Annotated in this window: 22 protein-coding genes; 9 read left to right on the top strand and 13 right to left on the bottom strand. The window is 66.4% G+C overall.

Annotated features, from left to right (window positions below):
* Positions 1-31: 31 nt before the first annotated feature.
* From ON32_RS25670 to ON32_RS25680, 3 genes are all read left to right on the top strand, one after another.
* Positions 32-256, top strand: a complete 225-nt coding sequence (locus ON32_RS25670) for a hypothetical protein (RefSeq protein ID WP_040793613.1) — start codon at positions 32-34, stop codon at positions 254-256.
* Entirely contained in the window at positions 253-1,539 is a 1,287-nt protein-coding gene (locus tag ON32_RS25675) for a hypothetical protein (RefSeq protein WP_040793614.1), read from the top strand. Before ON32_RS25670 ends, ON32_RS25675 begins: the two co-directional genes overlap by 4 nt.
* A gap of 208 nt (positions 1,540-1,747) precedes the next feature.
* Positions 1,748-2,248 (top strand): L,D-transpeptidase, encoded by a 501-nt coding sequence (locus tag ON32_RS25680; RefSeq protein WP_051133698.1) that lies wholly within the window; start codon positions 1,748-1,750, stop codon positions 2,246-2,248.
* A gap of 170 nt (positions 2,249-2,418) precedes the next feature.
* On the opposite strand, the gene ON32_RS25685 is transcribed toward ON32_RS25680, so the two are convergent.
* Together ON32_RS25685 and ON32_RS25690 are read right to left on the bottom strand one after the other, a co-directional pair.
* Entirely contained in the window at positions 2,419-2,664 is a 246-nt protein-coding gene (locus ON32_RS25685; protein WP_040793615.1) for a hypothetical protein, read from the bottom strand.
* A 9-nt stretch (positions 2,665-2,673) separates the two neighbouring features.
* A complete protein-coding gene (locus tag ON32_RS25690) occupies positions 2,674-4,371 on the bottom strand; it encodes a sodium:solute symporter family protein (RefSeq protein ID WP_040793669.1) in 1,698 nt (565 codons plus the stop codon).
* Between the two features lie 328 nt (positions 4,372-4,699).
* On the opposite strand from ON32_RS25690, the gene ON32_RS25695 reads away from it, so the two are divergent.
* The 3 genes from ON32_RS25695 to ON32_RS25705 all read left to right on the top strand — a co-directional run bounded on the left by ON32_RS25695 (position 4,700) and on the right by ON32_RS25705 (position 9,984).
* A complete protein-coding gene (locus ON32_RS25695) occupies positions 4,700-6,778 on the top strand; it encodes a hypothetical protein (protein WP_157224370.1) in 2,079 nt (692 codons plus the stop codon).
* 42 nt (positions 6,779-6,820) lie between these two features.
* Entirely contained in the window at positions 6,821-7,615 is a 795-nt protein-coding gene (locus tag ON32_RS25700) for an SDR family oxidoreductase (RefSeq protein ID WP_217998119.1), read from the top strand.
* A 134-nt stretch (positions 7,616-7,749) separates the two neighbouring features.
* On the top strand, positions 7,750-9,984 hold the full coding sequence (locus ON32_RS25705) for a glycoside hydrolase family 3 C-terminal domain-containing protein (RefSeq protein WP_040793670.1): 2,235 nt from the start codon (positions 7,750-7,752) through the stop codon (positions 9,982-9,984).
* Between the two features lie 109 nt (positions 9,985-10,093).
* Here ON32_RS25705 and ON32_RS25710 read toward each other — a convergent pair whose 3' ends face one another.
* The 4 genes from ON32_RS25710 to ON32_RS25725 all read right to left on the bottom strand — a co-directional run bounded on the left by ON32_RS25710 (position 10,094) and on the right by ON32_RS25725 (position 13,589).
* Positions 10,094-10,936, bottom strand: a complete 843-nt coding sequence (locus ON32_RS25710) for an acyl carrier protein (protein WP_040793618.1) — start codon at positions 10,934-10,936, stop codon at positions 10,094-10,096.
* A gap of 87 nt (positions 10,937-11,023) precedes the next feature.
* Complete coding sequence (locus ON32_RS30395; protein WP_245551291.1) at positions 11,024-11,491, bottom strand: SMP-30/gluconolactonase/LRE family protein; 468 nt, start codon at positions 11,489-11,491, stop codon at positions 11,024-11,026.
* Between the two features lie 512 nt (positions 11,492-12,003).
* The gene (locus ON32_RS25720; protein WP_040793619.1) at positions 12,004-12,636 is read right to left on the bottom strand and encodes an NAD(P)-dependent oxidoreductase; all 633 of its coding nucleotides are present in this window, start codon (positions 12,634-12,636) and stop codon (positions 12,004-12,006) included.
* Positions 12,633-13,589, bottom strand: a complete 957-nt coding sequence (locus ON32_RS25725; RefSeq protein WP_306307669.1) for an EamA family transporter — start codon at positions 13,587-13,589, stop codon at positions 12,633-12,635. Before ON32_RS25725 ends, ON32_RS25720 begins: the two co-directional genes overlap by 4 nt.
* An 80-nt stretch (positions 13,590-13,669) precedes the next feature.
* Here ON32_RS25725 and ON32_RS25730 point away from each other — a divergent pair, with 80 nt between their 5' ends.
* A complete protein-coding gene (locus ON32_RS25730) occupies positions 13,670-14,560 on the top strand; it encodes a LysR family transcriptional regulator (protein WP_040793620.1) in 891 nt (296 codons plus the stop codon).
* A gap of 122 nt (positions 14,561-14,682) precedes the next feature.
* Here the strand turns inward: ON32_RS25730 and ON32_RS25735 are convergent, their stop codons facing one another.
* Both ON32_RS25735 and ON32_RS25740 read right to left on the bottom strand, forming a co-directional pair.
* The gene (locus tag ON32_RS25735) at positions 14,683-16,101 is read right to left on the bottom strand and encodes an alpha/beta hydrolase-fold protein (RefSeq protein WP_040793672.1); all 1,419 of its coding nucleotides are present in this window, start codon (positions 16,099-16,101) and stop codon (positions 14,683-14,685) included.
* A gap of 148 nt (positions 16,102-16,249) precedes the next feature.
* Positions 16,250-17,689, bottom strand: coding sequence for an MFS transporter (locus ON32_RS25740; protein ID WP_169331679.1), 1,440 nt, complete (start codon positions 17,687-17,689; stop codon positions 16,250-16,252).
* A gap of 114 nt (positions 17,690-17,803) precedes the next feature.
* On the opposite strand from ON32_RS25740, the gene ON32_RS25745 reads away from it, so the two are divergent.
* The gene (locus ON32_RS25745; RefSeq protein ID WP_040793621.1) at positions 17,804-18,418 is read left to right on the top strand and encodes a TetR/AcrR family transcriptional regulator; all 615 of its coding nucleotides are present in this window, start codon (positions 17,804-17,806) and stop codon (positions 18,416-18,418) included.
* A gap of 54 nt (positions 18,419-18,472) precedes the next feature.
* Here ON32_RS25745 and ON32_RS25750 read toward each other — a convergent pair whose 3' ends face one another.
* Entirely contained in the window at positions 18,473-19,507 is a 1,035-nt protein-coding gene (locus tag ON32_RS25750; RefSeq protein WP_040793622.1) for a hypothetical protein, read from the bottom strand.
* A 314-nt stretch (positions 19,508-19,821) separates the two neighbouring features.
* Between ON32_RS25750 and ON32_RS25755 the strand changes: the two genes are divergently transcribed.
* Positions 19,822-20,082, top strand: coding sequence for a hypothetical protein (locus ON32_RS25755; RefSeq protein WP_040793623.1), 261 nt, complete (start codon positions 19,822-19,824; stop codon positions 20,080-20,082).
* 106 nt (positions 20,083-20,188) lie between these two features.
* Here the strand turns inward: ON32_RS25755 and ON32_RS25760 are convergent, their stop codons facing one another.
* The 4 genes from ON32_RS25760 to ON32_RS30710 form a co-directional block, all read right to left on the bottom strand.
* On the bottom strand, positions 20,189-21,664 hold the full coding sequence (locus tag ON32_RS25760) for an alpha/beta hydrolase (protein WP_040793624.1): 1,476 nt from the start codon (positions 21,662-21,664) through the stop codon (positions 20,189-20,191).
* 123 nt (positions 21,665-21,787) lie between these two features.
* The gene (locus tag ON32_RS25765) at positions 21,788-22,435 is read right to left on the bottom strand and encodes a class I SAM-dependent methyltransferase (protein ID WP_040793625.1); all 648 of its coding nucleotides are present in this window, start codon (positions 22,433-22,435) and stop codon (positions 21,788-21,790) included.
* Between the two features lie 62 nt (positions 22,436-22,497).
* Complete coding sequence (locus ON32_RS25770; protein ID WP_169331680.1) at positions 22,498-22,998, bottom strand: MmyB family transcriptional regulator; 501 nt, start codon at positions 22,996-22,998, stop codon at positions 22,498-22,500.
* A gap of 116 nt (positions 22,999-23,114) precedes the next feature.
* The gene (locus tag ON32_RS30710) at positions 23,115-23,762 is read right to left on the bottom strand and encodes a VldE C-terminal domain-containing protein (RefSeq protein ID WP_040793626.1); all 648 of its coding nucleotides are present in this window, start codon (positions 23,760-23,762) and stop codon (positions 23,115-23,117) included.
* Between the last annotated feature and the right edge of the window lie 329 nt (positions 23,763-24,091).

Below are 24,091 nucleotides of genomic sequence, written 5' to 3' on the forward strand. Positions count from 1 at the left end.
CTGCCGGCAGGCAGCGATACACAGGAGCGGAATGAGCGCCAAAACCGAACTCGTCCACGAACTGAACGGCCCCACGGCAGCCACCGAAATGCTCTCCGAAGCGGAAATGGCGGACCTGCTGTCGCTGTTCCGGGACGCGCAGCAGCGGGAGAAGCAACTGCTCATCGAGGCCGTCGACGGCATGATCCGGTTCTATCCCGGCCCGTTCAAGGCGATCACACGCAGGATCATGTTCGGGGATCTGCTCGAGAAATGAGCGATCTGGTCACGCACGCACAGCTGGTCCTGTTGGCGCGCACCCTACATGTGCCCGTCGAGCGGATCGCCTATCTGGAACGCCTCGGCGACGAGCACCTGCACGAACTGGTGCAACGGTTTTCGGCGCGCATCTACGAATACCACGGCGAGATGTTCAAACGGATCGGTCGACTGATCCCGATCATTCCGCTGCGCATCTCGCTGCCGCTGGTCCAGCGGGTCGTGCCGCCGATGATGACCGGCCGCGCCGCCGGCGCGGTGGGCGTGGACTATCCGGATGCGGCCGCCGAAACGCTCACCATGCTCAAAACCGAATACGCCGCGGACTGCACGCCCTACGTCGACCCCCGGGCCCTCGGCGAACTGGGCGACATCATGGCATCCGATCCGCTGGTGGCGATCCTCAACGAGATACTGGCCCGCAAGGACTACGTCACGGCCGGTCCGTTCCTGGAATTCGCCTCACCGCGGTTGGTCGAGGCGATCGAGGCCGGGGTCCGGGACGATGTCGGCATCATATTCTCCGTCGCGAACGCCTACTCCGCGCCCGCGGTCAGCAGAATCCTGCGCCAACTGCTGGGCGGTCGGTTCCAGCGCATCCCACGCATGGTGCAGACCGTGCTCGAGGGGTCAACCGAACTGCAATACGCGGCGATATCGGTGTTCGGGCGCTGCGAACCGGATGTGATCGCCGGCATCGGGGACATCATCTTCTCCGTCGGCACGCCCGAGGGCATCCGAGATTTCCTCGTGAACGTCATTCGAATGGGCGCCGTCGCCGAGGTGATGACCTTCACCGGTCATCTGAGTTTGTCCGCGTTGGGCACGATGGCGATGAACCCGCTGTTCGCCGATACCGTCGTCTTCCCCGCCCTGGTGTCGGGGGTCGGCGCCCAGGATCGGGCGGATCCGTGGCGCGGGCTGCTCGCGCTGGCCGAGCGCTCCCCGGACCGGCAACAGCACATCGTCGAATTGATCTCCCGGCTGCCGGCCGAGTCCTTGACCGCCCTGCCCTCGATCGCCACCGAGGGCGATCTGTGGCAGTTGCTGTTACGCATCCTCGCCGCCGGCGCCCGGGAAAGCCAGTACCGCATCGGTACGGTATGGGCGACCCTGTCCCCGGAGCGGCGGGCCGGGGTCCATCGCCGAATCGCCGAGCTCCGACTGGAACAGTCGCTGCCCGGGATCGTCGAACAGGTGCCGGAGGTCTCCGTGGAGGAGGTGTTCTACCAACGGCGTCGGCGGCTGCGGCACCGTTTCACCCCGGCCGACAGCTGGTGAGCGCACGGAGACCGTGACATACCCGTCGTGGCTCGATTGGGTCGCTGTTCGGAATCGAATCCGCTGCGTCGGTGGTAGTCGTGGCCGGTGGCGGTAAGTATCGGGTGACCATCGGTGCTATCCGATGTTCGGTTATCCGATATTCGTTCCGAGTGGACGCCCGCCGCCCGTCCCGGTGGTGCGCGTCCCGGTGAGGAGTCGGTACTCGATGAGCAACAGGCTGTTCTTCGGTCGGATGGTTCGTACCGCGGTTCTCGCCGGTGTCGCGGTATCCGGATCGGTGCTTTCGATTCCCGCGGCGGCGGACCCGTTGTGGCCGAACGGCCCCGATGTTCCGGGTGTTCCGGCGATCATCCCGACGGTCGCGCCGTGCTCGTCCGCGGCCCGCGCCTGTATGCGCCTGGGCACGAACGAGCTGTGGCTGCTCGACGGTGGAAAAGTGGTTTACGGCCCGACCCCGGTCTCGCACGGTATGCCCGGCTACGAAACCCCGCCCGGGGTGTTCCGCGTCTCGTTCAAGCGGCCGTATCACTGGAGCACCATGCACCACGCTCCCATGCACTACGCCGTGTTCTTCAACGGTGATATCGCATTCCACGTGGGACCGGTCGAACACAAATCGCACGGCTGCGTGCGGATGACACAGGAGGGTGCGATCGCGCTCTACCATCATCTCGAACCCGGAGACGTGGTGGAGGTCGTTCCGTAGCCACCGCTTCCGGTGCGGCCGAGCAATAGCCGGGGTCCCAGTGGTCGAGCGCGTGTGTGGACTCCGTACGCTCCCGGAGTATGTGGATCATCGTAGTGGTAGGTCTGGTCAGTGCCGTTATCATCGCGGTCGGTTTCTCCCTCGGGTTCCCCGACTGAGCCGACCCGCTGTCACTCGGTGGGCTCGGACCCGTCCGGGGCGGATGCCGCGGGCGGGTCCGGGACCGGACGCAGTCGTACCCACACCGCGAAGGTCACAGCAACGACGATCATTCCCACGCCCGCCCACAGGTTGGCGTTCACACCGCCGGTCTCACCATCCCGCGCGGCGGGGTTGTCGACCAGACCTACGATCACCAGGATCACGCCGTAGCACGTCAGCAGCACGCCGATAACGGTCCGGATGTCAAAGAGCACGGTGATCTCCTATCCCGTGGCGATATTGAGGGCGATGACCACGATCGCTGCGATGGCCGCGAGCGGAATCGGTCGCCGATACCAGGGCAGTGTCGCGGCCTCGGGATCGATGCGTTGTTCGCGCGGGGTCTGCGAGTAGACGAGGCCGACGAGTTCGGTGGCGGGTTTGGGGGTGGTCCCCGCCGTAACGGTGACGCTGACCACGATATCCACTACGAATGCTGTGCCGGCGGCCACGAAACTGGCGCCCTGACCGGACAAATGGAATGCTTCCATTTCGTGCAGGACGAATACCACCACGGCCGAGCCGGTTCCGGCGACGAGGCCGGACCAACCGGCAGCCGGCGTCATCCGCTTCCAGAACATGCCAAGGATGAAGGTGGCGAACAGCGGCGCGTTGAAGAAGCTGAACAGGGTTTGCAGGTAATCCATGATGTTGCCGAACCCGCTCGCGATGAACGCCGTGAAGATGGCCGCGACCGTGGCGCCGACGGTGGCGAGCCGACCGACCCGCACATAGTAGCCGTCCGGCCGGTCCCGGACGACGTACTGCTGCCACAGGTCGAAGCCGAACACGGTGTTGAAGGCGGAGATATTGGCCGCCATACCGGCCATGAACGCGGCCAGCAGCCCCGCCAGCCCCACGCCGAGCAGCCCGTTGGGCAGCACATCTTTCATGAGATACAGCAGCGCATGGTTGTAGGTGACGTCGCTGTCGATATCCGGGTTCGCGGTCACCGCCCGTTTGTACTCGGCCATCTGCGGCACCAGCACCGCGCTGATCATGCCCGGCACGACCACGATCAGCGGGATCAGCATCTTCGGATACGCGCCGATTATCGGCGTGCACCGGGCGGCGGCCATGGAATGCGTGGCCAGTGCTCGCTGTACTTCCACGAAGTTGGTGGTCCAGTAGCCGAACGACAGCACGAATCCCAGCCCCACCGTGATACCGAGCACGGACAGGAAATCGTCGGCGAATCCGCTGAGCGCGTTACCGGGCCAGGAATCCAACTGCGCCGCACCGCCCGGTGAGGCGATGACCCGTTCGCGCAGACCGGACCAACCGCCGACGCGGTGCAGGCCGACCAGGGTGAGCGGTAGCAGTGCGGCGACGATCACGAAGAACTGCAGGACCTCGTTGTAGATGGCCGCGGACAGTCCGCCGAGGGTGATGTAGGACAGCACGATCATCGCGGCGACGACCACCGACACCCACAGCGGCCACCCCAACAGCACATTCACGATGGAACCCAGCAGATACAGGTTCACCCCGGCAATGAGGATCTGCGCGACGGCGAAGCTCAGCGCATTCACCAGATGCGCTCCGGTGCCGAACCGGAGCCGCATGAACTCCGGCACACTGCGCACCTTCGAACCGTAGTAGAACGGCATCATCACCACGCCGAGGAACAGCATGGCCGGTACCGCGCCGATCCAGAAGTAGTGGAAGGCGGGGAAACCGTATTCGGCGCCATTGGCCGACATCCCTATGATCTCGACCGCGCCGAGGTTGGCCGAGATGAAGGCGAGTCCGGTCACCCAGGCGGGTAGGGAACGGCCGGACAAGAAGAAGTCGATACTCGACGAGCTCTTTCGGCGGGCGAGGAAGCCGACGCCGAGCACGAAGACGAAATACAGTGCGATCAGGGCGTAGTCGACGGGTCGGGCGTTCAGTCGCAGTACCTCGCTCTCGGCGAGGACCATGGGACCCTCGGCGAGAACGAGGGGAACGGATGGCGGCTGCGGCATAGGGTGCTCCTCCCGAAGCGGCCACGAACCCGCGGAGCGGCGAAGCGGTCCCAGGGGGTTCCGGTGCGCAGAATTTACCCCGCCGCGCCGAATGACATGCGGGTTTCGCTCGATTCCGGTGTGTCCGTGCCCTGGACGTGAGCAGGTGGTCGTGCACCACGCGCATCGTTGCTACCATTGATCGGGGCGCATCCGATCCTGTTGGGCGCCAGGGTATTTCGATAAACATCCCTGGCGTCCCGCTGGCGTGCGCGGATTGTCGGGGTCGTGCCGAGGAGTCGCCGTGATCATACGCGTGCCTGACACGGAGACATTGTCCGGTGTCGAGAAATTCGTCCACAGATTGGTGACCGAATTGGGTCTCGGCTCCGCCCGAGCGGGCGGTGTGGCGGTTTTCGACTGTCCCATACCCCGACCACGCCGTGGCCGCTCCGCCACTTCGACCGCCGACCTGGTGATCTGGACCCCGCACGGCTGTACGGTGGTCGTGATCAGGGGGTTCGGTTCGGTACAGCACGGGCCGCTGGAGATCCGCGATACCGGACGATGGCTGGTGGGTGACCGGCCCGCCGATCTGGCGGTGTCGAAATCCGCGCCGAATCCGCTGATACAGGCCCATAAACAGGCCGCGGAATTGCGGAACTGCTTCCGGCCGCACGGCCTGGACGACGAGATCGACATCCTGGTCGTGCTCGTGCCCAAAACCGGTTCCCGAATCACCTGGAACGAGATGAGCCCGGGACCCGGCAGCGATATCGTCCTGGTCCGCATCGGACAGTCCACCGCGCTGACGGAGTATTTCCGGCGTCCCCGGACCGGCCCGGTGCGGTGGCGGGCCGAAGATGTGATCAGGGCCTTCGAGATACTCGACCTCGACGAACACCTTCCTGCCCCGGAAGAACTGGTGGTCGAGGGCTTTCCCACATCGATGCCGGTGTGGGCTCCCGTCCCGGATGTCGAGGGCGCCCCGGCGGTGGACGTCGGCGCCCCGGAACCGGCGTGGGCGGTCGCGGGTGGAGCCGGTGCGGCGTCTCCTGTCGTCCCGGCCCCGAGCGACGTCGCGTCGCCGGACGTCCCTGGAGAGGCGGAGCCCTCCGCGATGGGGGAAGCCGATGCGATGTGGGCGAACACCGAGGACGAAGCGAGAGGGGTGACCCGTGTCGAACGGTTGGACCTGTCGCCGGCGCCCGAGGGCGGCGGTCGCAGTCCGTCCGGGTCGACGGATGCGGTTTCCGAGGTGGATGGATCCGGCGCCGTAACGGTGGCCGGGAATACCGCTCCCGCGGCGGAGGAACCGCCCGCGCTCGTGGGCGGAACGGAGCTCGAACCCGGTACCGGTCGGCCCGGTCCGGCCGCTGCGTCAACGGTCGTCGACCGCAACCCTGGACCGTCCCGCCCCGGCGAGGACCGGCTCCCGCACCCGGCCCCGACCGCGGAACCACGAGAGGCGGCTCCCGTCCCCGAACCCGTCGCGTCGGCTTCCGGACGGCGGAGCGGCGCCGTCGAGAGCGTCTCGGCCGCCGCCTCCACCCTCGTCGCCGAGGCGGGGGAGTGGTTCGGATCCGTCCGCTCGACCGTGGTCGGCCTCGGTCGGCGTCCGGAACCGAAGGATGGTACGGACCGGGCGGAGCCGTACGTCGCCGATCCTCCCGATACCCCGGCCCCTGCGTCGGCCTACGCCCCACCGTCCGTCGCCGTATCCGAGACCGACCGATATCGGGAGAGCCCGCTCGACCGGGCCGCCGAGTGGCCGGTGATCGGAGTGGCGCTGCGTCGCCCGGTCGCTCTGTTGACGGCCGGCGCGCTGGTTGTGGTGGCGCTGGTGGCCTCCGCATTCGCGGCATCCGGAATCGCCCGGTTCGATATCGAGGAGTACGAGCGGATGTGTGCGGAGCCACGTGGGTTCACCACCGCCGCCGCCTACACCTCGACGGGACCGAGTCCGGTGTATCTCGCGGGAGATCTGCGGTCGACCGGTATCGGCGGTTCGCCGGTGTGGGGGCCAGAGGAGCCGGCGTCCGTGCAGCTCATCGCCTGCCTGTCCGCGACGCGCACCGGAACGCTGGTTCGCACCTGCCAGTACGGGCCCATCGGCGGGAATCCCGTCGGACGCACCCTGAACCTGTTTCGCGCCGTTTATCGGGTGAGTGTCTACGAGGCTCGCACCGGACGCCTGCTCACCGGTGTCGAGCTCGACGGTGAACGGTTCTCCGCGGACCCGGCGTCCACCGAAACCGATATCTGCCGGGCCGCCGCGGACGCTCCCGACGACGATCTCCCCGGGCGCCGATACGGTCGTCCGTCGCAGCGGCAGATCCGGCAGGTGCTGGATCCGCTGGTGCGCCCGGAGCGAGTCTCCTGATTCGCCGGTGGACGTGCGGAGGCGGTCGACCGGATAGGGTCGATGAGCCGAACCGACGGCGTGGAGGCGACCGGCAGGAGGGACACAGTGAGCGCAGGGACGATCCTCATCACCGGGGCGAGTTCGGGACTGGGTGCGGAGATGGCCCGTCAGTTCGCGGTGCGCGGATACGATCTCGCATTGTGTGCGCGGCGCACCGACCGGTTGGCCGAGCTCGCCGAGCAGATCGGTGCCGCCTCTCCCGGGGTTCGGGTGCGGGTGGCCGAACTCGATGTCACCGACGACGACGCGGTGTTCCGGGTGTTCGACGAATTCGCTGCCGAATCGGGCCGTATCGACCGGGTGATCGTGAATGCCGGCCTGGGCAAGGGCACACCGCTCGGCACCGGTGGGTACCGCGCCAACCGGCAGACCACCATGACCAATTTCGTCGGGGCGCTGGCGCAGATGGAGGCGGCCATGCGACTGTTCCGCGCCCAGGGTGGGGGACATCTGGTGGTGGTCTCGTCGATGTCGGCGCTGCGCGGCTGGCCCAAGGCGATGACCACCTATGCCGCCACCAAGGCCGGGGTCGCGACCCTGGCCGAGGGGATCGCGGCGGAACGGGTTCCCGGTGTGGATGTGTCGATCGTCTACCCGGGGTATATCGAATCGGAGATGAACGAGCGTGCGAAACAGCGTCCCGTCTTCCTCGTCGACACCCCGACCGGTGTTCGGGCCATGGTCTCGGCCATCGAGAAGCGCAAGTTCAAGGCCTACGTTCCGTCGTGGCCCTGGGCGCTGGTGGCGCCGGCGCTGAAGATATTGCCCGCCGCGGTGATCCGCCGATTGGGATGAACACCACCGGCGGGTTTTCCGTGGTGGTGGGAGGACGGACGATCGTCGCCGACCGGAAACGGTCACGCCGCAGCAACACCGGACCGGACCGAACAGCGAGTGCGGTCGAGCCGAGGCCGCCGGAGAGGAACAGGATGACCACCACATCGGGGATCACCGGACTGTCCCTGGCCGAGCGGGCCGCACTCGGCAGTGGCGCCGATTTCTGGACCACCAAGGCCATCGGGCCGATCCCGGCGCTGACCATGACCGACGGCCCACACGGGGTGCGACGACAAGCCGGGTCGACCGATCACCTGGGCCTGGCCGACAGCCTGCCCGCCACCTGTTTCCCGCCCGGGGTGGCGCTCGGACAGAGCTGGGATCCCGAGCTGGTGCATCGGGTCGGCGAGGCATTGGGCCGGGAGGCGCGGGCGTTCGGCGTGGATGTGCTGCTCGGGCCCGGAGTCAATATCAAACGGGACCCGCGTGGCGGCCGGAACTTCGAGTACTACTCCGAGGACCCCCTGCTCACCGGCGTGCTCGGCGCGGCCTGGGTGACGGGTCTGCAGAGCACCGGTGTGGGCGCGTCGCTGAAACATTTCGCTGCCAATAACGCCGAATACGATCGGATGCGCATCAGCTCCGATATCGATCCGCGACCGTTGCGAGAGATCTATCTGCGTGCTTTCGCCCATATCGTGCGCACCGCGCGCCCGTGGATGGTGATGTGCTCCTACAACCGGATCAACGGGGTGCCCGCGGCGCAGAACGAGTGGCTGCTCACCCGGGTGTTACGCGAGGAATGGGGTTTCGACGGGGCCGTGGTCAGCGACTGGGGCGCGGTGTCCGACCGTCCGGCGGCGGTGGCGGCGGGACTGGATCTGGAGATGCCGGGCAGCGGTCCCGCCACCGACGAGCGGGTGGTCGCCGCGGTCGAGGCCGGCACGCTCGACCCGGCGTGTGTGGACCGGGCCGCGGCGAATATGGCCGTGCTGGCGGCGAAGGTCGAACAGGGTCGGGCCGCGGTGGCGGTGCCCGTCGACCCGGACGCGCATCATGAGCTCGCACGCGCGGTCGCGGCCCGTTGCATCGTGTTGCTACAGAACGAAGGTGGGCTACTGCCCCTGCCGGCGCAGCGGTCGGTGGCGGTGATCGGCGAATTCGCCGAATCGCCGCGATACCAGGGTGGCGGTAGCTCGCATGTGAACCCCACCCGACTCGACAACCCACTGGCCGAGATCCGCGACCGGGTCGCCGGCGCCACGATGACCTTCGCCCGCGGTTTCACCACCGATGGAACCCCCGACGAGGAACTCCGAGCCGAAGCGGTGGCCGCCGCTCGTGCCGCGGAGACGGCCATCGTCTTCCTGGGACTCGCCGCCGGACAGGAATCCGAGGGTTTCGACCGCGACGATATCGAACTGCCCGCCGATCAGCTGCGGTTGCTCACGGATATCACCCGGGTCCAGCCGAATACGGTCGTGGTGCTCTCCCACGGTGGTGTGCTGCGGTTGGCGCCGGTCGCGGCCGTCGCGCCCGCCGTCCTCGACGGGGCGCTGCTCGGTCAGGGCGGGGGAGCGGCACTCGCCGATGTGCTGTTCGGTGTGGTGAACCCATCGGGACGACTCGCGGAAACGGTGCCGATGCGGTTGGCGGATTGTCCGGCCTATCTCGACTTCCCCGGAGAGCATTCGCATATCCGGTACGCCGAGGGATTGCACGTGGGGTACCGCTGGTACGACACCCGCGAGCTCACGGTGTGCTTCCCGTTCGGCCACGGACTGTCCTACACCACATTCGAGTACGCCGAGCCGGAGGCCACTGTCACGGACTCGGAGGTGATCGTACGGATCACCGTCACCAACATCGGTGAACGCGCGGGCCGGGAGGTCGTGCAGGTCTATACCGCCGTTCCGGGCTCGACCGTGGTGCGACCGCGACGGGAACTCAAAGGTTTCGCCGCCACCACCGAGTTGGCGCCCGGTGCGAGCGAACGGGTGACGATCCGCATCGACCGCGCGGACCTGGCCTACTGGGATACCCGCATCGATCGGTGGGTGGTCGAGGGCGGCGAATACGAAATCCGGGTGGGCGCGTCCAGTCGCGATCTGCGTGCCGCCGTCCGGGTCACGGTGCGTGGTGACGAACCTCGGATACCGCTCACCACCGACTCCACCCTCGGTGAGGTCCTGGCGAATCCGGCCGCCGCTGCCGCGCTCGGTGAGATGTTCTCCGGTATGTCCGGCGAGCGGACCGGCACCGCGTTCGGCGTCGACATCATGCGCATGATGGCGTCCGTTCCGCTGAACCGGCTGGCCAATTTCGGAGTGGCGCCCGAACGTCTGGACGAACTGCTCGCCATCGTGAACGGCACAGAACACGACTGACCCTGTACCCGAGGTCGAGGAGGACGAGACCTTACCGAAATGTGCTCATCCGGTCGTCTTTTCGCCATTCGATGGGCCGCCGAACCGGACGCGGTATTTCCGCCGAGAGTCATGACCTCGTATTGCGATATGCGGCGATGTAACACGCGATTTCTTGGAGGGACATCATGCGCAGCATCCGGTAGGAGGGCCCGATTTCTTCGGATTCGACGTGTAGTTCTCGTTCGGCTGCGGCCCACATCTCGGCAACCGAGATCGAGTCGAAACCGTGTGTGTCCAGGCGGCCTTGAATATCTATCCGCTCCTGCGGAACCTCCAGTGTGCGGGCGAGGTATCCCACAAGCCACCGCAGTTCCTCGGCGGCTCGCTCGGTCGGGGCGGTGGGAAGTGTTTCGCCGGTGGTTTTCGCCCCCATAAGGGCGGCTCGCGCCGCGGCGGCGAAACTGTCGAGAGCCGTCCGGAGCTGGGTGTCCAGCCGCCTGCACAGATCGAATTGCCCCTCGGACAGCGTTCCCGACGTAAGCTCGTGGACGACTCTCGACAACAGGGTGTGGAGGATTCGTGCGGCCTCTTCGGTCCGCCGGGTCGGTGTCAGGACCCCCTCGGGGCCGAGGAGGAACACCATAGCGCACGAACGGGCCAGGGTATCGATATCGGTGTCCACACTCCGTAGTCGTGTTCGCGCATCGTCGAGGTCGGGGGAAGGTGCCTCGAGTAGACGCCGAATCACGGCCAACTCGTGGCGAAGTCGCACCCCGGCATCCATGAGTGCGCTGTAGGCCTCGCGTCGTTGTTCACGATTCCACTGTTGTTCACGATTCCACTGCGCTTCGTCGCCGGAGATCTGAGACGCCGCGTGCCGACGACCGAACACCCCCGCGATCGTCGCCGCCCCCAGCGCTCCGACCGCGCCGACTCCCGTCCCGATCACCGCTACCCACGCCGAATCCATATCGGCACACTAGTTCTCGTCTCGGGGCGGGTGAAGTGACCGTCTCCCGCGGGCGGTGGTCGCTTCACCTGCCGGCCATCCGATCGCTCATCGAGGTCGGTCGATCGCGATCACGGTGTACGGCGTGGTGGGTTCCGGTGGTGTGGTGAAGCGGGCGTTGGGCAGATACAGCCGGTCGCCGGTCGCCGCGACGGTCGTCGGTACGTCGAAGCGCGGGTCGGTGATACGCCGGGTCACCGTGCCGGTGTTGCCCGTTCGGTCGAGTGTGATCACGGCGATCGTGTCGATCCGGTTCTGTACGACGAGCAGGGTGGTGTCCTGCAGGAGGAGCCCGTCTCCGTGGGGGACCGCCTCGACGCCGAGGTCGATGTTTCGGGTCGTGCCCGTGGCGGGGTCGACCCGGAACAGTCGGCCGGTGGCGGACTGGACGATGATCAGCCCCGTACCGTCGGGTGTGCGCACGATTCCATTGGCATTGATCGCGCCGGGCACGTGGACGATATCGCCGGTCAAGGGGAGTCGCACCCACTGCGTCGGCCGCAGGAAGCCTGCCATCGCGGTCGATGGGCAGGTGGTACAGCGTGGGCGTGTACGAGTCGGTGAACCACGCGCCCGTGGGCGTGAGCACCACATCGTTGACGAATGTGTTCGGCGGTGTGCCGAGTCGATAGCTCGCCACCACCGTGCCGGTACGGGTGTCCACGACGCGCGCGTCGCCCGCGGCGCCGCCGGCGACGAACAGCCGCCCGCGGTCGTCGACGGTGAGTCCCAGCGCCGGTGTGCCCGGTCCGGGGCTCAGGATGGTGCCCTGTCCGGTGGTCAGGTCGGCGCGGTAGAGGGAGCCATCCGCGCGGGAGCCGAAGTAGGCCTCCGACGGCCGGCCGATTGCGATGCCTTCCGGTTGGAACCCGGCGGGTAGATCGATCGTGGTGGGCAGGTCCACCCGATGTGGCGCCGATCGGTCCGTGCGGATCGACACCGTGGCCCCGAGGCAGGCGAGTGCCCCGAGGCAGGTGAGCGTGATCGCGATGAGGTGGATTCGCTTCATATCCCCGGTGTCGTTCGGTTCAGTGCGCGACGGTGAAATGCCGTTCTTCGCTGGGATTTTCGAGCTCGTCGAGGACGGCCACGGCGAGGTCTTCGGCCGAGATGCGGGACGCGCCGGAGGCATCGGTGACGAGTGTGGTGGTGCCGCGTCGGTATTTTCCGGTGCGCTTTCCGGGTTCGAGGATCACGGGTGGGCTGAGATAGACCCAGTTGCCCGGCCGTGCTCGGCACACTTCCAGTTGGACGACACTGGCGGAGGCGATAGGGCGAATCGTGTCGGGTACGTAGTTCGGGTCATCGATGACGAGCCGTTCGGGATGGTCCGGTATCCGCAGGGGTGCGGCCCCACCGACGACGAGGATCCGGGTTCGTGCCGTGGCGGCCGCTTCGAGCAATGCTGTCGTGGTCCGGGCGACCAGGTGTTCGTGTCCGGCGGTGGGCCGGGTCGCGGCCACGACGGCATCGGTGCCCGAGAACAGTGTGCTCATCCGGTCGGGATCGTCGGCGTCGCCTTCGACGGCGCTCACGCCGGGCGGCAATGTGGTCGGTCGTGTGGTGCGACATATCGCAATGAGGTCGTGGCCGCGGTGTGTGGCTTCGGCGACGACACGCGAGCCGACCATACCGGCGGCTCCGACGACGGCGATCTTCATCGAGATGTTCCTTTCGGTGCGGGGGTTGCAGGGGAGGTGTGCGACCGGCCGGGGGAGGGCAGTTGTCCCGCGACGATCGCGGTGAGCGAGAGCCCGAATCCCACGAGTTGGAGCGGGCCGAAGGTCTGGCCGAGCGCGAGAGCGCCGAGCACGGCGGCGACGAGTGGCGAGAGCAGGGTGAGGAGCGCGACGGAGGTGACGGGCAGGGTCCCGATGCCCTGGAACCAGAGGGCGTAGGCGATCAGGCCGCCGACCGATCCCAACCAGAGGTAGCCGAGGGCGGCGGTCGCGCCGAAGGTGGGTGGGGCCCCTTCGACGAAGAAGGTGACGGGTAGCAGGAAGAGACCGCCTGCGGTGAGTTGCCACCCGGCAAAGGCGGTGGGACCGACGCCGGTGGGGCGTCCCCACCGTTTGGTGAGGGTTACGCCCAGTGCCATCGAGGCCGCGCCGGCGAGGCCTGCCAGGACCCCGACGGTATCGAGGTCGGCGTCCGGTCCGATCACCACCAGGCCGATGCCGATGACCCCGATCACGCCCCAGCCGAGGCGCCACAGGGAGGGGTTTTCCCGGAGGACCACCACGGCCAGGACGGCGACGACGAGTGGTTGGGCGGCCGCCAGGGTCGCGGCGACACCGCCCGGTAGGCGTTCGGCGGCGACGAACAGCATCGGGAAGAGCAGACCGATGTTCAGAATGCCGAGTACCGCGGCTTTTCCCCACCAGGATCCGCGGGGCAATGCGCGGGTGATCACCAGGGCGATCAGTCCGGCAGGCAGGGCACGCAGCAGCCCCGCGAACAATGGGTGCCCCGGTGGGAGGAGTTCGGTGGTGACGAGGTAGGTGGTGCCCCAGGCGAAGGGGGCGAGCGCCGTCAGGGCGGTGCGGGAGAGCTTGCCGTGGGGAGCGCCTCTGGCGGTTGTTCCGGAAATCCGTTGTGTTACCGAGTTTGTCACGCCTCGCAGTCTCACCCGAGGCGCATCTATGAGTCCAACACATGTTTGTCAATCTATCGATCTGAATACAAGATTGATCCATGGAGCTTCAGCAGATGCGCTACGTGATCGCCGTCGCCGAGACGAACAGTTTCACCCGGGCCGCCAAACGGTGTCTGGTCGTCCAATCCGCCCTCAGTCATCAGATCGCCCGGCTGGAAAAGGAACTCGGCGCCCGGCTTTTCGAGCGCACCAGCCGCCGAGTTCGGCTGACACCGGCCGGCGAGGCGTTCCTCCCGGCCGCTCGCCAGTGTCTGGACGCCGCCGAGCGCGCCGCCGCGGAGGTCGCCGCGGCGGTGGGTCAGGTGCGGGGCCGGCTTGCCGTGGGATTGATTCCCTCCGTCACCGCGGTCGATCTACCGGGCGCGCTGCGTGATTTCCGCCGGCGGTATCCGCAGGTACGCATCGGTTTGCGGGTGGGCGCGAGCGAGGACCTCGTGGAGCAGGTTGCGCAGGGAATCCTCGACGTGGCCTTTCTCGGATTGCCGACCACGACGCGCCCTCGTGGGGTCGCAGCCCGCGAACTCGCTCGCGATCGTCTCGTCGCCGTGGTCGCGCCGAATCATCCGCTCGCCGGCGAATCCACGGTCACCCTGCACCGACTTTCATCCGAGATATTCGTGGACCTTCCGGCGGGAACGGCCGGGCGCGCCCAATCCGATCAGGCATTCGCGGCCGCCGGGCTCGAGCGGGATGTCGCGTTCGAGGTGACAACCGCGGACTACATCGCCCGGCTCGTCGAACAGGATCTGTGCGTGGCCATGCTTCCCGCCGCCTACGCGCCGCAACTCACCGGTGTGGTCACCGTCGAGGTCGCCGACGCGCCGGCCCGGGTGGAGTACATCGTCTGGAATGCCGGTGGTGGCACCCCGGCGGCGAATGCTTTCCTCGACGTCCTCGGAATCGCCGTCTTCGGTCGGGACGGTTCATGAGCGCGAGGAAGTCGCACCCCGACAGGGTATTCGGCAGGGTGCGGGATTCCTACGACACCATCGTCTCGATGGGCTGTCGGTGAAGTCCGATTCGAGTACGTTTTCCGTCGGACCACCCGGCCTCACGCGGCTCCCGGCAGAGTACTCGAGGACGATACGACGACCGCAGGCCGTAGCCGAGCGATAATGCCCTCCAGGTCGAGGGTGAACATATCGGGTCGGAAGACGTGCCCACCGGACACCTCGTGCGCCTCGTGCGGGATTCCGGCATTGCCGAGAAGAGTGCGAAACTCCCGCTGACCGGCGCGTACCTGGTTCTCGTTCACACTGTCGAACCAGTTGACCGGGTCGGGACTGGTACCGGCGACCAGGAAAATCCGTTTGTTCCGGTAGCTGTCGATGTGCTCGACCGGGTTGTCGGCGCTGACCCGGGCCTGATTCCAGAACGGCGCCCCGTAGACCGTGCCGCCGCCCAGTTCCACGGCCGCCGAGGATATGTTCGCCCAATGTACGACCAGGCCGAAGTCGCGGCGCAGACTGGCCGGGCCGGAATGGCTGCTGACCGAGGCGAAGTGGCCGAAGTATTTGGCCGTGTACTTCAGCGCACCGAAGCCGCCCATCGAGAATCCGGCAACAGCGCGTCCGTCGTACTCGGCGTATGTCCGGAAATTCGCATCGATCCAGGGGATCAATTGGGCGATGTGGAATGTCTCCCAATTGCGTGGGCCGACAAACGAGCCGACCGGGTTGGAGTACCAGCCCGCGTGCCCGCCGTCGGGCATCACGACGATAATCGGCTTGCCGGCGGTGAGATCGCGGATGCCCCAGAAGTCGAAGGTGCGGAAGTCCTGGTCGAGGCCGCCGCCGTGCAGCAGGTAGAGGACGGGGTAGGTGCGTCCACTGGTGCGGTAGTCCTCGGGAAGCAGGACGTTGACCCCGGGGTTCCAGCCGATTGCCTGGGTCTGGAATCGGTAGTACCACATACGTGGATCGTTCTCGTTGCGGTCCACGATCGACAGTCCGAACCCGTCGCTGCGCCCGACGAATATCACCAGCACATCCCCGGCATCGATGGTGTCGGGATCGGCGATGCCGTTGACGCCGGCGATCAGCGGGGAAAACGACGTGTCGCCGTAGAAACGTATTGCCAATGCGGACAATGTGTCTCCGGCGAGCACCTTGTATCGCACGAGGTCGGGGATGATCAGCGGGCGTCCCGTATCGATGGTATCGGGTGTGGCGGTCCCGGCGGTGGGGATTCCACTGGCATCGGCGATGAGGCGAGCGAGTCCGGCGTCGCCGTAGAAGCGTAAAGCCAAGTCCGACAATGTGTCTCCGGAAACCGCCTCGTATCTCGTGTAATCGGGGACGAGTAGTCGTCGCCCCACGTCGACGGTATCGGGTGCGGTGCCGCCATGGGTGTCGGGGCGGTCGATTCCGCTGGCGGTGGCGATCAGTCGGGATAGCTCCGCGTCGCCGTAGAAGCGCAAGGCCAAGGTCGACAACGTTTCTCCGGCGACGACCGTATGTGTTCTGACCATCTGTCCCACCTCTTGAAATAGCTATTTGCTATATATTCCAACGTTGGGAATGTATTGTCCAGTGCTACGGCCGAACTCGATCGAGTGGCGGAAACCGTTACGAACGGATGGGTCGTCGCCGATGTGGACCGGCCGTGTCCTGCGCCGTCTATGTCGTCGGATCCGGTGTTTCGCTCACCGTCCGTTTCGAATCACACCGCGGATCCGGCCCGCCCGGCTCGCCGTCCGGAAGTGGGGACTCGGTGGTTTCGCGATGGGTGGGCAGTAGTACCGCGGCGAATGCGACCACGACCATGGTCCCCGCGATCACCGTGAACGCCCGATCACAGCCGGCCAACGTTTCCGGTGCGGTTACCGTGATCAGCGCCGATAAACCGAGTGCGGCACCGATCTGTTTGGTGGTGTTCATCAATCCCGCCGCCGCCCCCGCGTCCCGGGGGTGGACGCCGGCGGTGGCCGCGGCGGTGAGTGGGGTGTTCAGCAGTCCGGAGCCGAGACCGATCGCCACCGCCGGGCCCAGAATCCCGGTCACATACCCGCTGTCGGGCTGAAGTCGCGCCTGCCACACGAATCCGACGGCCGCGGTCAGCGCGCCCACCGTGATCAGCGTCCGGCCGGTGACGAAACGCATCAGCCACGGGGTGACTCGGACGCCGACCACGATCGTGACCACGGTATGCGGTAGAAACGCCAACCCCGTTCGCAATGGGCCGTAGCCCAGGCCGGTCTGCATTGCCAGGGTGAGGAAGAACCACATCGGGTTCAGGCCCGCTCCCGCCATCAGTAGTATCAGGTTTCCGGTGGTCACCGCTCGAATCCGAAACAGCCGCGTCGGAATCAACGGTGAATGGACCCATTTCGTCTCCACCAGCACGAACACCGCCAACAGCAGTGCTCCCGTGGCGATTCCGACCCCGGTGGTCCACGCGGCCCACCCGTGGACGGCGGCCTCCCCGATGCCATAGGCCAATGCGATGAGTCCGCAGGTGACCAGCACTGCCCCTGGGATATCCGGTCGTGGGCGCGCGCTCGACCGGTCCGCGGTGATCACCCGCAGCGCCACTCCGGCGGCGGCCACCCCGATCGGCACATTGATCAGCAGTGTCGCCCGCCACGAACCCCATTCGGTCAGTGCGCCGCCGAGGAGGTTGCCCGTGGTTCCGCCGGCCATCCCCAGCGCCGTCCACATCGCCGATGCTCGCGTCCGACCGGGCCCCTCCGGGAATGTCGTGGTCAGGATCGTCAATGTCACCGGCGCCAATGTCGCCGCGCCCACCCCCTGTATCGCTCGGGCGCCGATGAGCCACGCCCCCGAATCCGCCAGCCCTCCGATCAGGCTCCCCGCCACGAACACTCCCAGTGCGGCCATCAGCGTGCGCCGCCGTCCCATCAGATCCGCCGGCCGGCCGCCCAATGGCAGCAGTCCCGCGAACACCAAGGCGTAGGCATTGACGACCCAGCCCAATGCCGTCTCGCTCAATGTCAGTGCCGAGCGGATCGATGGCAGTGCCACATTCACCACCGATATGTCGAGCACCACCATGAACTGCGCCGCGCACACCACCAGTAGCACCGCGGTGGCTCGCATTGCCGGAGAGTCGGTGGTCATTCCTCGGCCGGGGTCGCTCGCATGCCCACCTCCATAGTGATACAGATGTACCGTATACACTTGTATCAAGAATGGAGGTCAGGAGGAAGCCCGATGCCCAGGACCGTCGACCACACCGCCCGTCGCGCCCAGATCGCCGATGCCCTTGTTCGCGTCGCCGCCCGGGACGGGCTGCACGCCGTCTCCATGCGTTCGGTCGCCGCCGAAGCCGGAATCTCGCTACGGCTGGTGCAGTACTACTTCCACACCAAAACCGGGCTCCTCCTCGGCGCCCTCGAACACCTCGAACACCAATCCCGCCATCGCTGGGTCCAACGCCTGGCCGGGCTGCCCGATCCGCCCCCGCCGCGCGCATTCATCGAGGCCTTCCTCACCGAGGCCCTACCCACCGACGAATCCAGCCGAGTCTTCCACCTGGTCGGCACCTCCTACGCCATGCTTGCTCTCACCGACCCCGATCTGGACGCCCAACCTTTCGCCGCCGGAATCGACCACCTCGAACACCAGCTGGCCGATGCGCTCACCCGTGCCGTCGATCACGGTGATCTGGCCCCCGGTATCGACCCCCACCACGAAGCCGCGCGTCTGATCGCCCTGGCCAATGGTCTCGGCACCAGTGTTCTCGCCGGTCGGCACACAACCGCCACCGCGCTCGAACTTCTGCGCTATCACCTCGACCAACTCTTCCCACCGGCCCGCGCCTCGTAGTCCGCATGTGTTTGTGCTGCGGCCGGTGAGTCGGAATGTGTGTCGGTCGGGAGGTCATTCCGCGTCGGAGAGTTTCTCTGCGCGGCGCTGTTCCAGGCGCTCCACGATTGCCCCGGCGAAGTCGGTCAGGGGTACGGGCTTGTCGCCGTAGCCCGTCAAATCGAGCTGCCGCGTACCATCTCTGAAGTCCTGATCCCAGAAGGGGTAGATACTCAGTTCCACGGTTTCATCTCCGGACCGGAACCGCAGATACGCCGGTTCGAGATCGGTTTGACCGTCATGCAGGCGGCTGTGATTGATGCGCGCGGCATGGCGCAGATTGTGGTCGATATTGTCCTTCGCCACCTCTATCGGAGAATTGCCCGCCCTGAACGGGGCAAGCGCTGTCTCCAGTCGCGGGAAATCCCGGGACCGCACGGCGATTGCCGGGTCGTCGGCGCTCAGGCGCACATGGCGCACGGGTTCGAGCGCCCGGTCGAGCCACGGGGGCAGTTGTGGTGTTTCCCGGACGAGGAACGATATCTCCCTGCTCCAGCCCGACGGGTCGTCCGGATGCAGCCGATAGTCGAGTCTGTCGAACGACGGGTCCGCGAGTACCTCCTCCGGCGGAGGGGTGGTGCCCTTGTCGAATACCGATACGTGTGCCTGTCGATCGCCTCGTGTGCCGGTGACGTCCAGTCTCACCCGGACATCGCCGCCCGAGGAATCGGTGGCGTAGGAGACGGTGTCGCCGAGGGTCAGCCCGGCATCGTCGATGCGTTTCGCGGGCCAGCCCCGTAATCGCTCCTCGAGCCAGTCCCATACGGCAATGGGTCCGTTGGGATCATCGTTGGGTACGGTCAGCTCCATTCGCTGTGTCGGCGGCCCGGGGGTTGGTGCGGCTGCCGAGGTTCTCAGCTCTTCGCCCGCCTTCGAGATTTCGTCTCCCCCTCGCCCGGCCGCGGTGGTTCCTCGGCGGGACGCCTCCATCGCGGGGGTGATGATGCCGTCCCGGTATCGACGGTTCGCGATATCGTCGGTCGCTCTCTCGGCACTGCGTCTCAGGATTTCGACGGCCCGAAAGATGATCTCGTTCCATCTATTGCCCACCGGAGTCCCTTTACGCGCTGGGTCCTAGCGGCCGCCCCGGAGTAGGTTACGAGCTTCCGAGTTCACCATGCCTTCGTACCATGTGCAGGAAAATCCTGCTCCACCGTGCCCTCGATGGCGGCTTCGGCAACGCCTCTTCCGCGGTCATCGATGGCCGCTCGTGGTGTAAAGACCGATCGGTCCCATCACCATCTGCGGCCGGTCCGGCAAGGTCGTGTCCGCGGCGGACCGCCGGGGCGGAGACAGCGCAACCGAGATGCGGCATTCTGGGCAAATCGGGGTCGTCGGTCGGTTACCGGGTTCACACTGGATATGTGGACCCGAACGACCTGGAACTGTTCGCGAAGGCCAACACGGTGGTCGGGGAGCAACTGTCGCTGGAACGACGCGCGGCGGGTCTGACCTGCCTGGAGCTCGACAATGCCGCGTTCCTGCTGCCGGGTACGACCATGCATGTCGAAAGAGGCGGGAAACTGTCGTCGAATACGCTGGACGCGATCGGCCTGGTGCTGGGCTTCGACCCGAAGGAGTTCTTGGAGGCCTGCCTGCGGGAAGCGCGACGACGCGAGCGCTGAGCTCACACATCGGGCCGGCGGTGTCCCGTTTCATCCCACGGCCTGGACGAGACGACGGAAGGATTGCCGGCCCCGAGCTCTGTTCGATTGCTTCGGGCTCAGGGAGCTACAGGCCTGTGTCGAGGTCGGCTCGACAGGTGATATCGGTCGAGGGGAGCCGGCCGGTGCCCAGGTAGTCGTTGATGGTGTCGTTCACGCATGCGCTGAGATCGGGGCGGAATGTGAGATGAATGCGGACATCCTGCAGGGTGACCAACCGGGAACCGGCCATCGCTCGATGGAGGGCGAGGCCGTGATGATAGGGGGTGCGGATATCGCCGGTCGCCTGCAGGATGAGCGCGGGAACGGTGTTGCGGACAATGGTGGGCGGTTCCAGGGGGCGCGGCCAGAACGCACACGGTTGGATATTGGCGGCCGGCGCGCCGAAGACCGGCTCGGTGGTGCGGGCCTGTTCGATATTGCGCCGATACCGGGCCGGGTCGGTGGGTGCGCCCACATCGCCGCAGGCGATGACGGCCAATGCGGAATTCTCCGAATTACGCAGGGCGGCGAGGGTATCCGCAAGGCCGGACGCCTGGGCCGTGGAAGCGGGTCTGCCTTCGGCGGCGTCGAGGAGTTCGCGCACGGTGGCGGCCAGGGTGTCGTCGAGACGATGGCTTCTGAGGAGGTTGTGCAGCAGGAACGGCAGTAGGTGGTCGTCGATTCGATAACCGTCGATCACGATCGGCCGCCGCGCGGCCCGGTGGATCAGGTCCTCGACGAGCATGCGCACCCGCTGTGCCGTATCACCGAGGTGATAGCGCCGATCCTGTTGCGCGATCCGGTTCGCCCACTCGTCCAGAGCTGCTTCGTCGGCCGGGCCCCAGTCCCGTACCAGACCCGTCCAATAGCGGTCGGGGTCGATAGCGCTGTCGAGGACGATGCGGTCGCTGCGTTCCGGGAACATCTGGGTGAACACCGCGCCCAGATAGGTTCCGTAGGACAGGCCGAAATAGCTGATCGTCTCCTCGCCGAGCACGCTGCGCACCAGGTCCATATCGCGGGCGGTGTTGCGGGTGGTGAGTCGAAGCAGTTTCTCCGGATCGTTTTTCGAACAGGTATTCGCCATATCCCGTGCGAGCGCGACCTCGTGCGTGAATTCGCTCGCGGATACTCCCGCAGAGCGAATCATCGCACGGCCCGGGCGCATCGAATGCGCCGATCCCGCGGGGGCCATCCCGATCAGGTCGTATTGCGCCAATACGTCGGGGGAGAGCACATCGCCGAGCAGACCGACGCTGTCCAGGCCCGACGCCCCCGGTCCACCGGGATTGGACAGCAGCACACCCCGCCGTCGGTCGGGGTCGGTGGCACGGACCCGGGAGATCGCCACCGTCATGGTGCGACCGTGCGGGTCACGGTAATCGAGTGGCACCACGACATCGGCGCATTCGGCACCGACCGCCGCCAACGACTCGGCCTCGCACGCCGTCCAACGCAATCGCTGGTGATAGAAGGGGAACTGGGTGGTATCACCCGCCACCAGCACCGTCGCCGCCGATACCGCTGCGAGAACGCAGCGCATGGGCCACCGGCTCGCCATCGCACCCTTTCGATTCGGAACCCCCGCATCGGGAGGATGACGAGGCTGCGCCATCTCCGAGCGGGTGACCCACGTCGCCGGCCATCCCCGATCGCGCGAGCAGTGGGATGGCCGGCAGTTCGATCAGGACTGGGGCTGTTCGGGTTTACGGGCCACCACCCGGAACACCAACCCACCGCGACCGGTGCGCGCGAAGTGTTCGAGCGTGAACCCGACCCTGGTGAGGTAGTCGACCGGTTCGCGGGTGAGGTGGTCCGCCGCGAACCGCACCGCCAATGGTTCGATCAAACGCATGATTGCCGCCAGTGGCCGGGCGCGGGCCGGTCCATGCTCGACCGCGACGAATATCCCCCCCGGTCGTAACACCCGCCACGCCGCCGCGGCGGCCGCCCCCGGATCGGGGATCGAGCAGAAGGTGTAGGTGGAGACCACGGTATCCGCCGAGTCGTCGGGCAGATCCAGCTGCTGGACATCACCGTGATGCAGTTCCACGGGAACCGCCGTGGAACGGGCGCGGGCTCGATCGAGCATCCGTTCGGACAAGTCCACCCCGATCACCCGATCGACGCCGGAGCCGTACAGCGGCAGGTTCAACCCGCTGCCCACCCCGATTTCCACCACCGTTCCGCGGGCCCGATCGATCGCCCATTGGCGGGCATCGCCGAGCAGCACCCGCTCGGACCATCCGATCTGGCGGTCGTATCCGCCGGCGATACGGTCGAAGATCTGTTCCACGCGATCCAGTTCACCGCGTGCTGCGTCACCAGCCATGAACCCACCTAACCAGCACGGCCTACCTCGGCGCATCAGGGGACTTCCCAAATCCGCTGTCATCAATATGCACAACGGAATCCGAGTTCATCGGAAGAATTCATCGGAAAACAGTCGATCTCGGTGTGGCGGCACATGGACGGCCGTTGCCGTTCTCGCTCTGTTTCGGACGAATTCTCTTGAACCGCAGCCATATTGGATCCGGTGAGTGTCCAGCTCGCCAGAAGGTCGAGCGCTCGACGCGAGGCCGAGCCCGCTTCGGCGGTGTAGAAGAACAGGGTCGTATCGGCATCTCCGGGCAGAGCGAGAGTTTCGAATTCGACGGTCGGTTCGCCGACGAGGGGATGGCGTAGCCGTTTGGACTCATGAGTGCGCTGATGCACCCGGTGCTGCTCCCACCACCGGTCGAACGCGGGACTCTGCTCGCGCAGTTCGGAGACGAGCTGCGTGCCGGCCCGGTCGTCCGGGTCCCGGCCGACGTCGAGACGCAGGCTTTCGACCGCGGCGCGCGCCTGGACCTCCCGGTCGACGAACAGCGACCGGGCACTGTCGTCGAGAAACATCCAGCGCGCGTAGTTGCGCTGCCGGGGGAGGCAACCGCTCGAAGTCGGCGAGTGGGGTCGCCACGCTGCCGGGAACCGTTGCCACGTGGTGGTGGATACGACTCGAACGACTGCGTTCAGCAGGTCACGTTCACATCGGCGGTCGGATCGAATGATACGTGCACATGGTCGTAGTGGTTGGCGGTCGGACTTCCCCGATCCTCCATATACGACCACCCGCTGCCGTCGTTGTACCGCTGCTGCCAGATCACATAGGTCACGCCGAAACGTTGTTGGTGGGCCAGTACGAAATCGGCGATCGCGTCACCGCGCGCGGGATCGGGCGTCATGAAATCCAGCGCCAATCCGGCGCCGTGGTCACCGTCGCCGCGACCGATGGCACCGCCGATATCGTCGATCCCGAATGTCTTATCGATCAGGTTGCCCACCTGCGCCACGTGTGGCCGGGCACCGGCAAGTTGGGTCGAGCACGGAATCGGGGGAGGTGGTGGCGGCGTGTGTTGCTGTGCGTATTTGGCCGACGGTTGTGGTCGATCGACCGCGGCCACCGGTTTCGGAGCTCTGGTCGGTGCGGGTGGGGTCGTGGTCGGCGGGGTTGTCTCGACCGCGGGAGCCGACAGTGAACCGACCGCCGCAGCGGGTTGGGTAGCCGTGTCCGGTCGAAGCATTACCCCCAGCGTGATCGCCACGGTGGCCGCGATCCCACATCCGACCAGGGGTGTGAGCGCCCGAGCTCGGGTGGGTTTGCGGTGTTGACCAGGCATGATGATGACAATCCATTAGCGCTCTGAAACAAGATCACTGTTAGATTACGAAATAATATCGATAATGTCACGCCACGGCGGTGGCGTACTTGGGTCACCAGTAGGGAGCTGAGGTCCTTCCGAATGGTGACCATCGCAGATGGACCTCGTAGGCGAGGACCGCCGAACTGTCGTTCGGTGATGCCGAGCGACCCGATACCTCGAACGAACGGCTCCTGGGATCGCACACGGAATAGGGATCGGTGACGAGCCCGTCGTCGAAACGGGTTCGACCCACAGATCCGGCGCCGATGGCCATCGACCTGCGTCGACTCCAACCATCCTCGGCG

This window comes from Nocardia paucivorans NBRC 100373, assembly GCF_000308675.1.
Classification (GTDB): domain Bacteria; phylum Actinomycetota; class Actinomycetes; order Mycobacteriales; family Mycobacteriaceae; genus Nocardia; species Nocardia paucivorans.

Bases quoted from the DNA above. Each gene is read 5' to 3' on its own strand.
- ON32_RS25670 (WP_040793613.1), top strand. From the start codon at position 32: ATGAGCGCCAAAACCGAACTCGTCCACGAACTGAACGGCCCCACGGCA.
- ON32_RS25675 (WP_040793614.1), top strand. From the start codon at position 253: ATGAGCGATCTGGTCACGCACGCACAGCTGGTCCTGTTGGCGCGCACC.
- ON32_RS25680 (WP_051133698.1), top strand. From the start codon at position 1,748: ATGAGCAACAGGCTGTTCTTCGGTCGGATGGTTCGTACCGCGGTTCTC.
- ON32_RS25690 (WP_040793669.1), bottom strand. From the start codon at position 4,371: ATGGTCCTCGCCGAGAGCGAGGTACTGCGACTGAACGCCCGACCCGTC.
- ON32_RS25700 (WP_217998119.1), top strand. From the start codon at position 6,821: ATGAGCCGAACCGACGGCGTGGAGGCGACCGGCAGGAGGGACACAGTG.
- ON32_RS25705 (WP_040793670.1), top strand. From the start codon at position 7,750: ATGACCACCACATCGGGGATCACCGGACTGTCCCTGGCCGAGCGGGCC.
- ON32_RS25710 (WP_040793618.1), bottom strand. From the start codon at position 10,936: ATGGATTCGGCGTGGGTAGCGGTGATCGGGACGGGAGTCGGCGCGGTC.
- ON32_RS30395 (WP_245551291.1), bottom strand. From the start codon at position 11,491: ATGGCAGGCTTCCTGCGGCCGACGCAGTGGGTGCGACTCCCCTTGACC.
- ON32_RS25720 (WP_040793619.1), bottom strand. From the start codon at position 12,636: ATGAAGATCGCCGTCGTCGGAGCCGCCGGTATGGTCGGCTCGCGTGTC.
- ON32_RS25730 (WP_040793620.1), top strand. From the start codon at position 13,670: ATGGAGCTTCAGCAGATGCGCTACGTGATCGCCGTCGCCGAGACGAAC.
- ON32_RS25735 (WP_040793672.1), bottom strand. From the start codon at position 16,101: ATGGTCAGAACACATACGGTCGTCGCCGGAGAAACGTTGTCGACCTTG.
- ON32_RS25740 (WP_169331679.1), bottom strand. From the start codon at position 17,689: ATGCGAGCCACCGCGGTGCTACTGGTGGTGTGCGCGGCGCAGTTCATG.
- ON32_RS25745 (WP_040793621.1), top strand. From the start codon at position 17,804: ATGCCCAGGACCGTCGACCACACCGCCCGTCGCGCCCAGATCGCCGAT.
- ON32_RS25760 (WP_040793624.1), bottom strand. From the start codon at position 21,664: ATGGCGAGCCGGTGGCCCATGCGCTGCGTTCTCGCAGCGGTATCGGCG.
- ON32_RS25765 (WP_040793625.1), bottom strand. From the start codon at position 22,435: ATGGCTGGTGACGCAGCACGCGGTGAACTGGATCGCGTGGAACAGATC.
- ON32_RS25770 (WP_169331680.1), bottom strand. From the start codon at position 22,998: ATGTTTCTCGACGACAGTGCCCGGTCGCTGTTCGTCGACCGGGAGGTC.
- ON32_RS30710 (WP_040793626.1), bottom strand. From the start codon at position 23,762: ATGCCTGGTCAACACCGCAAACCCACCCGAGCTCGGGCGCTCACACCC.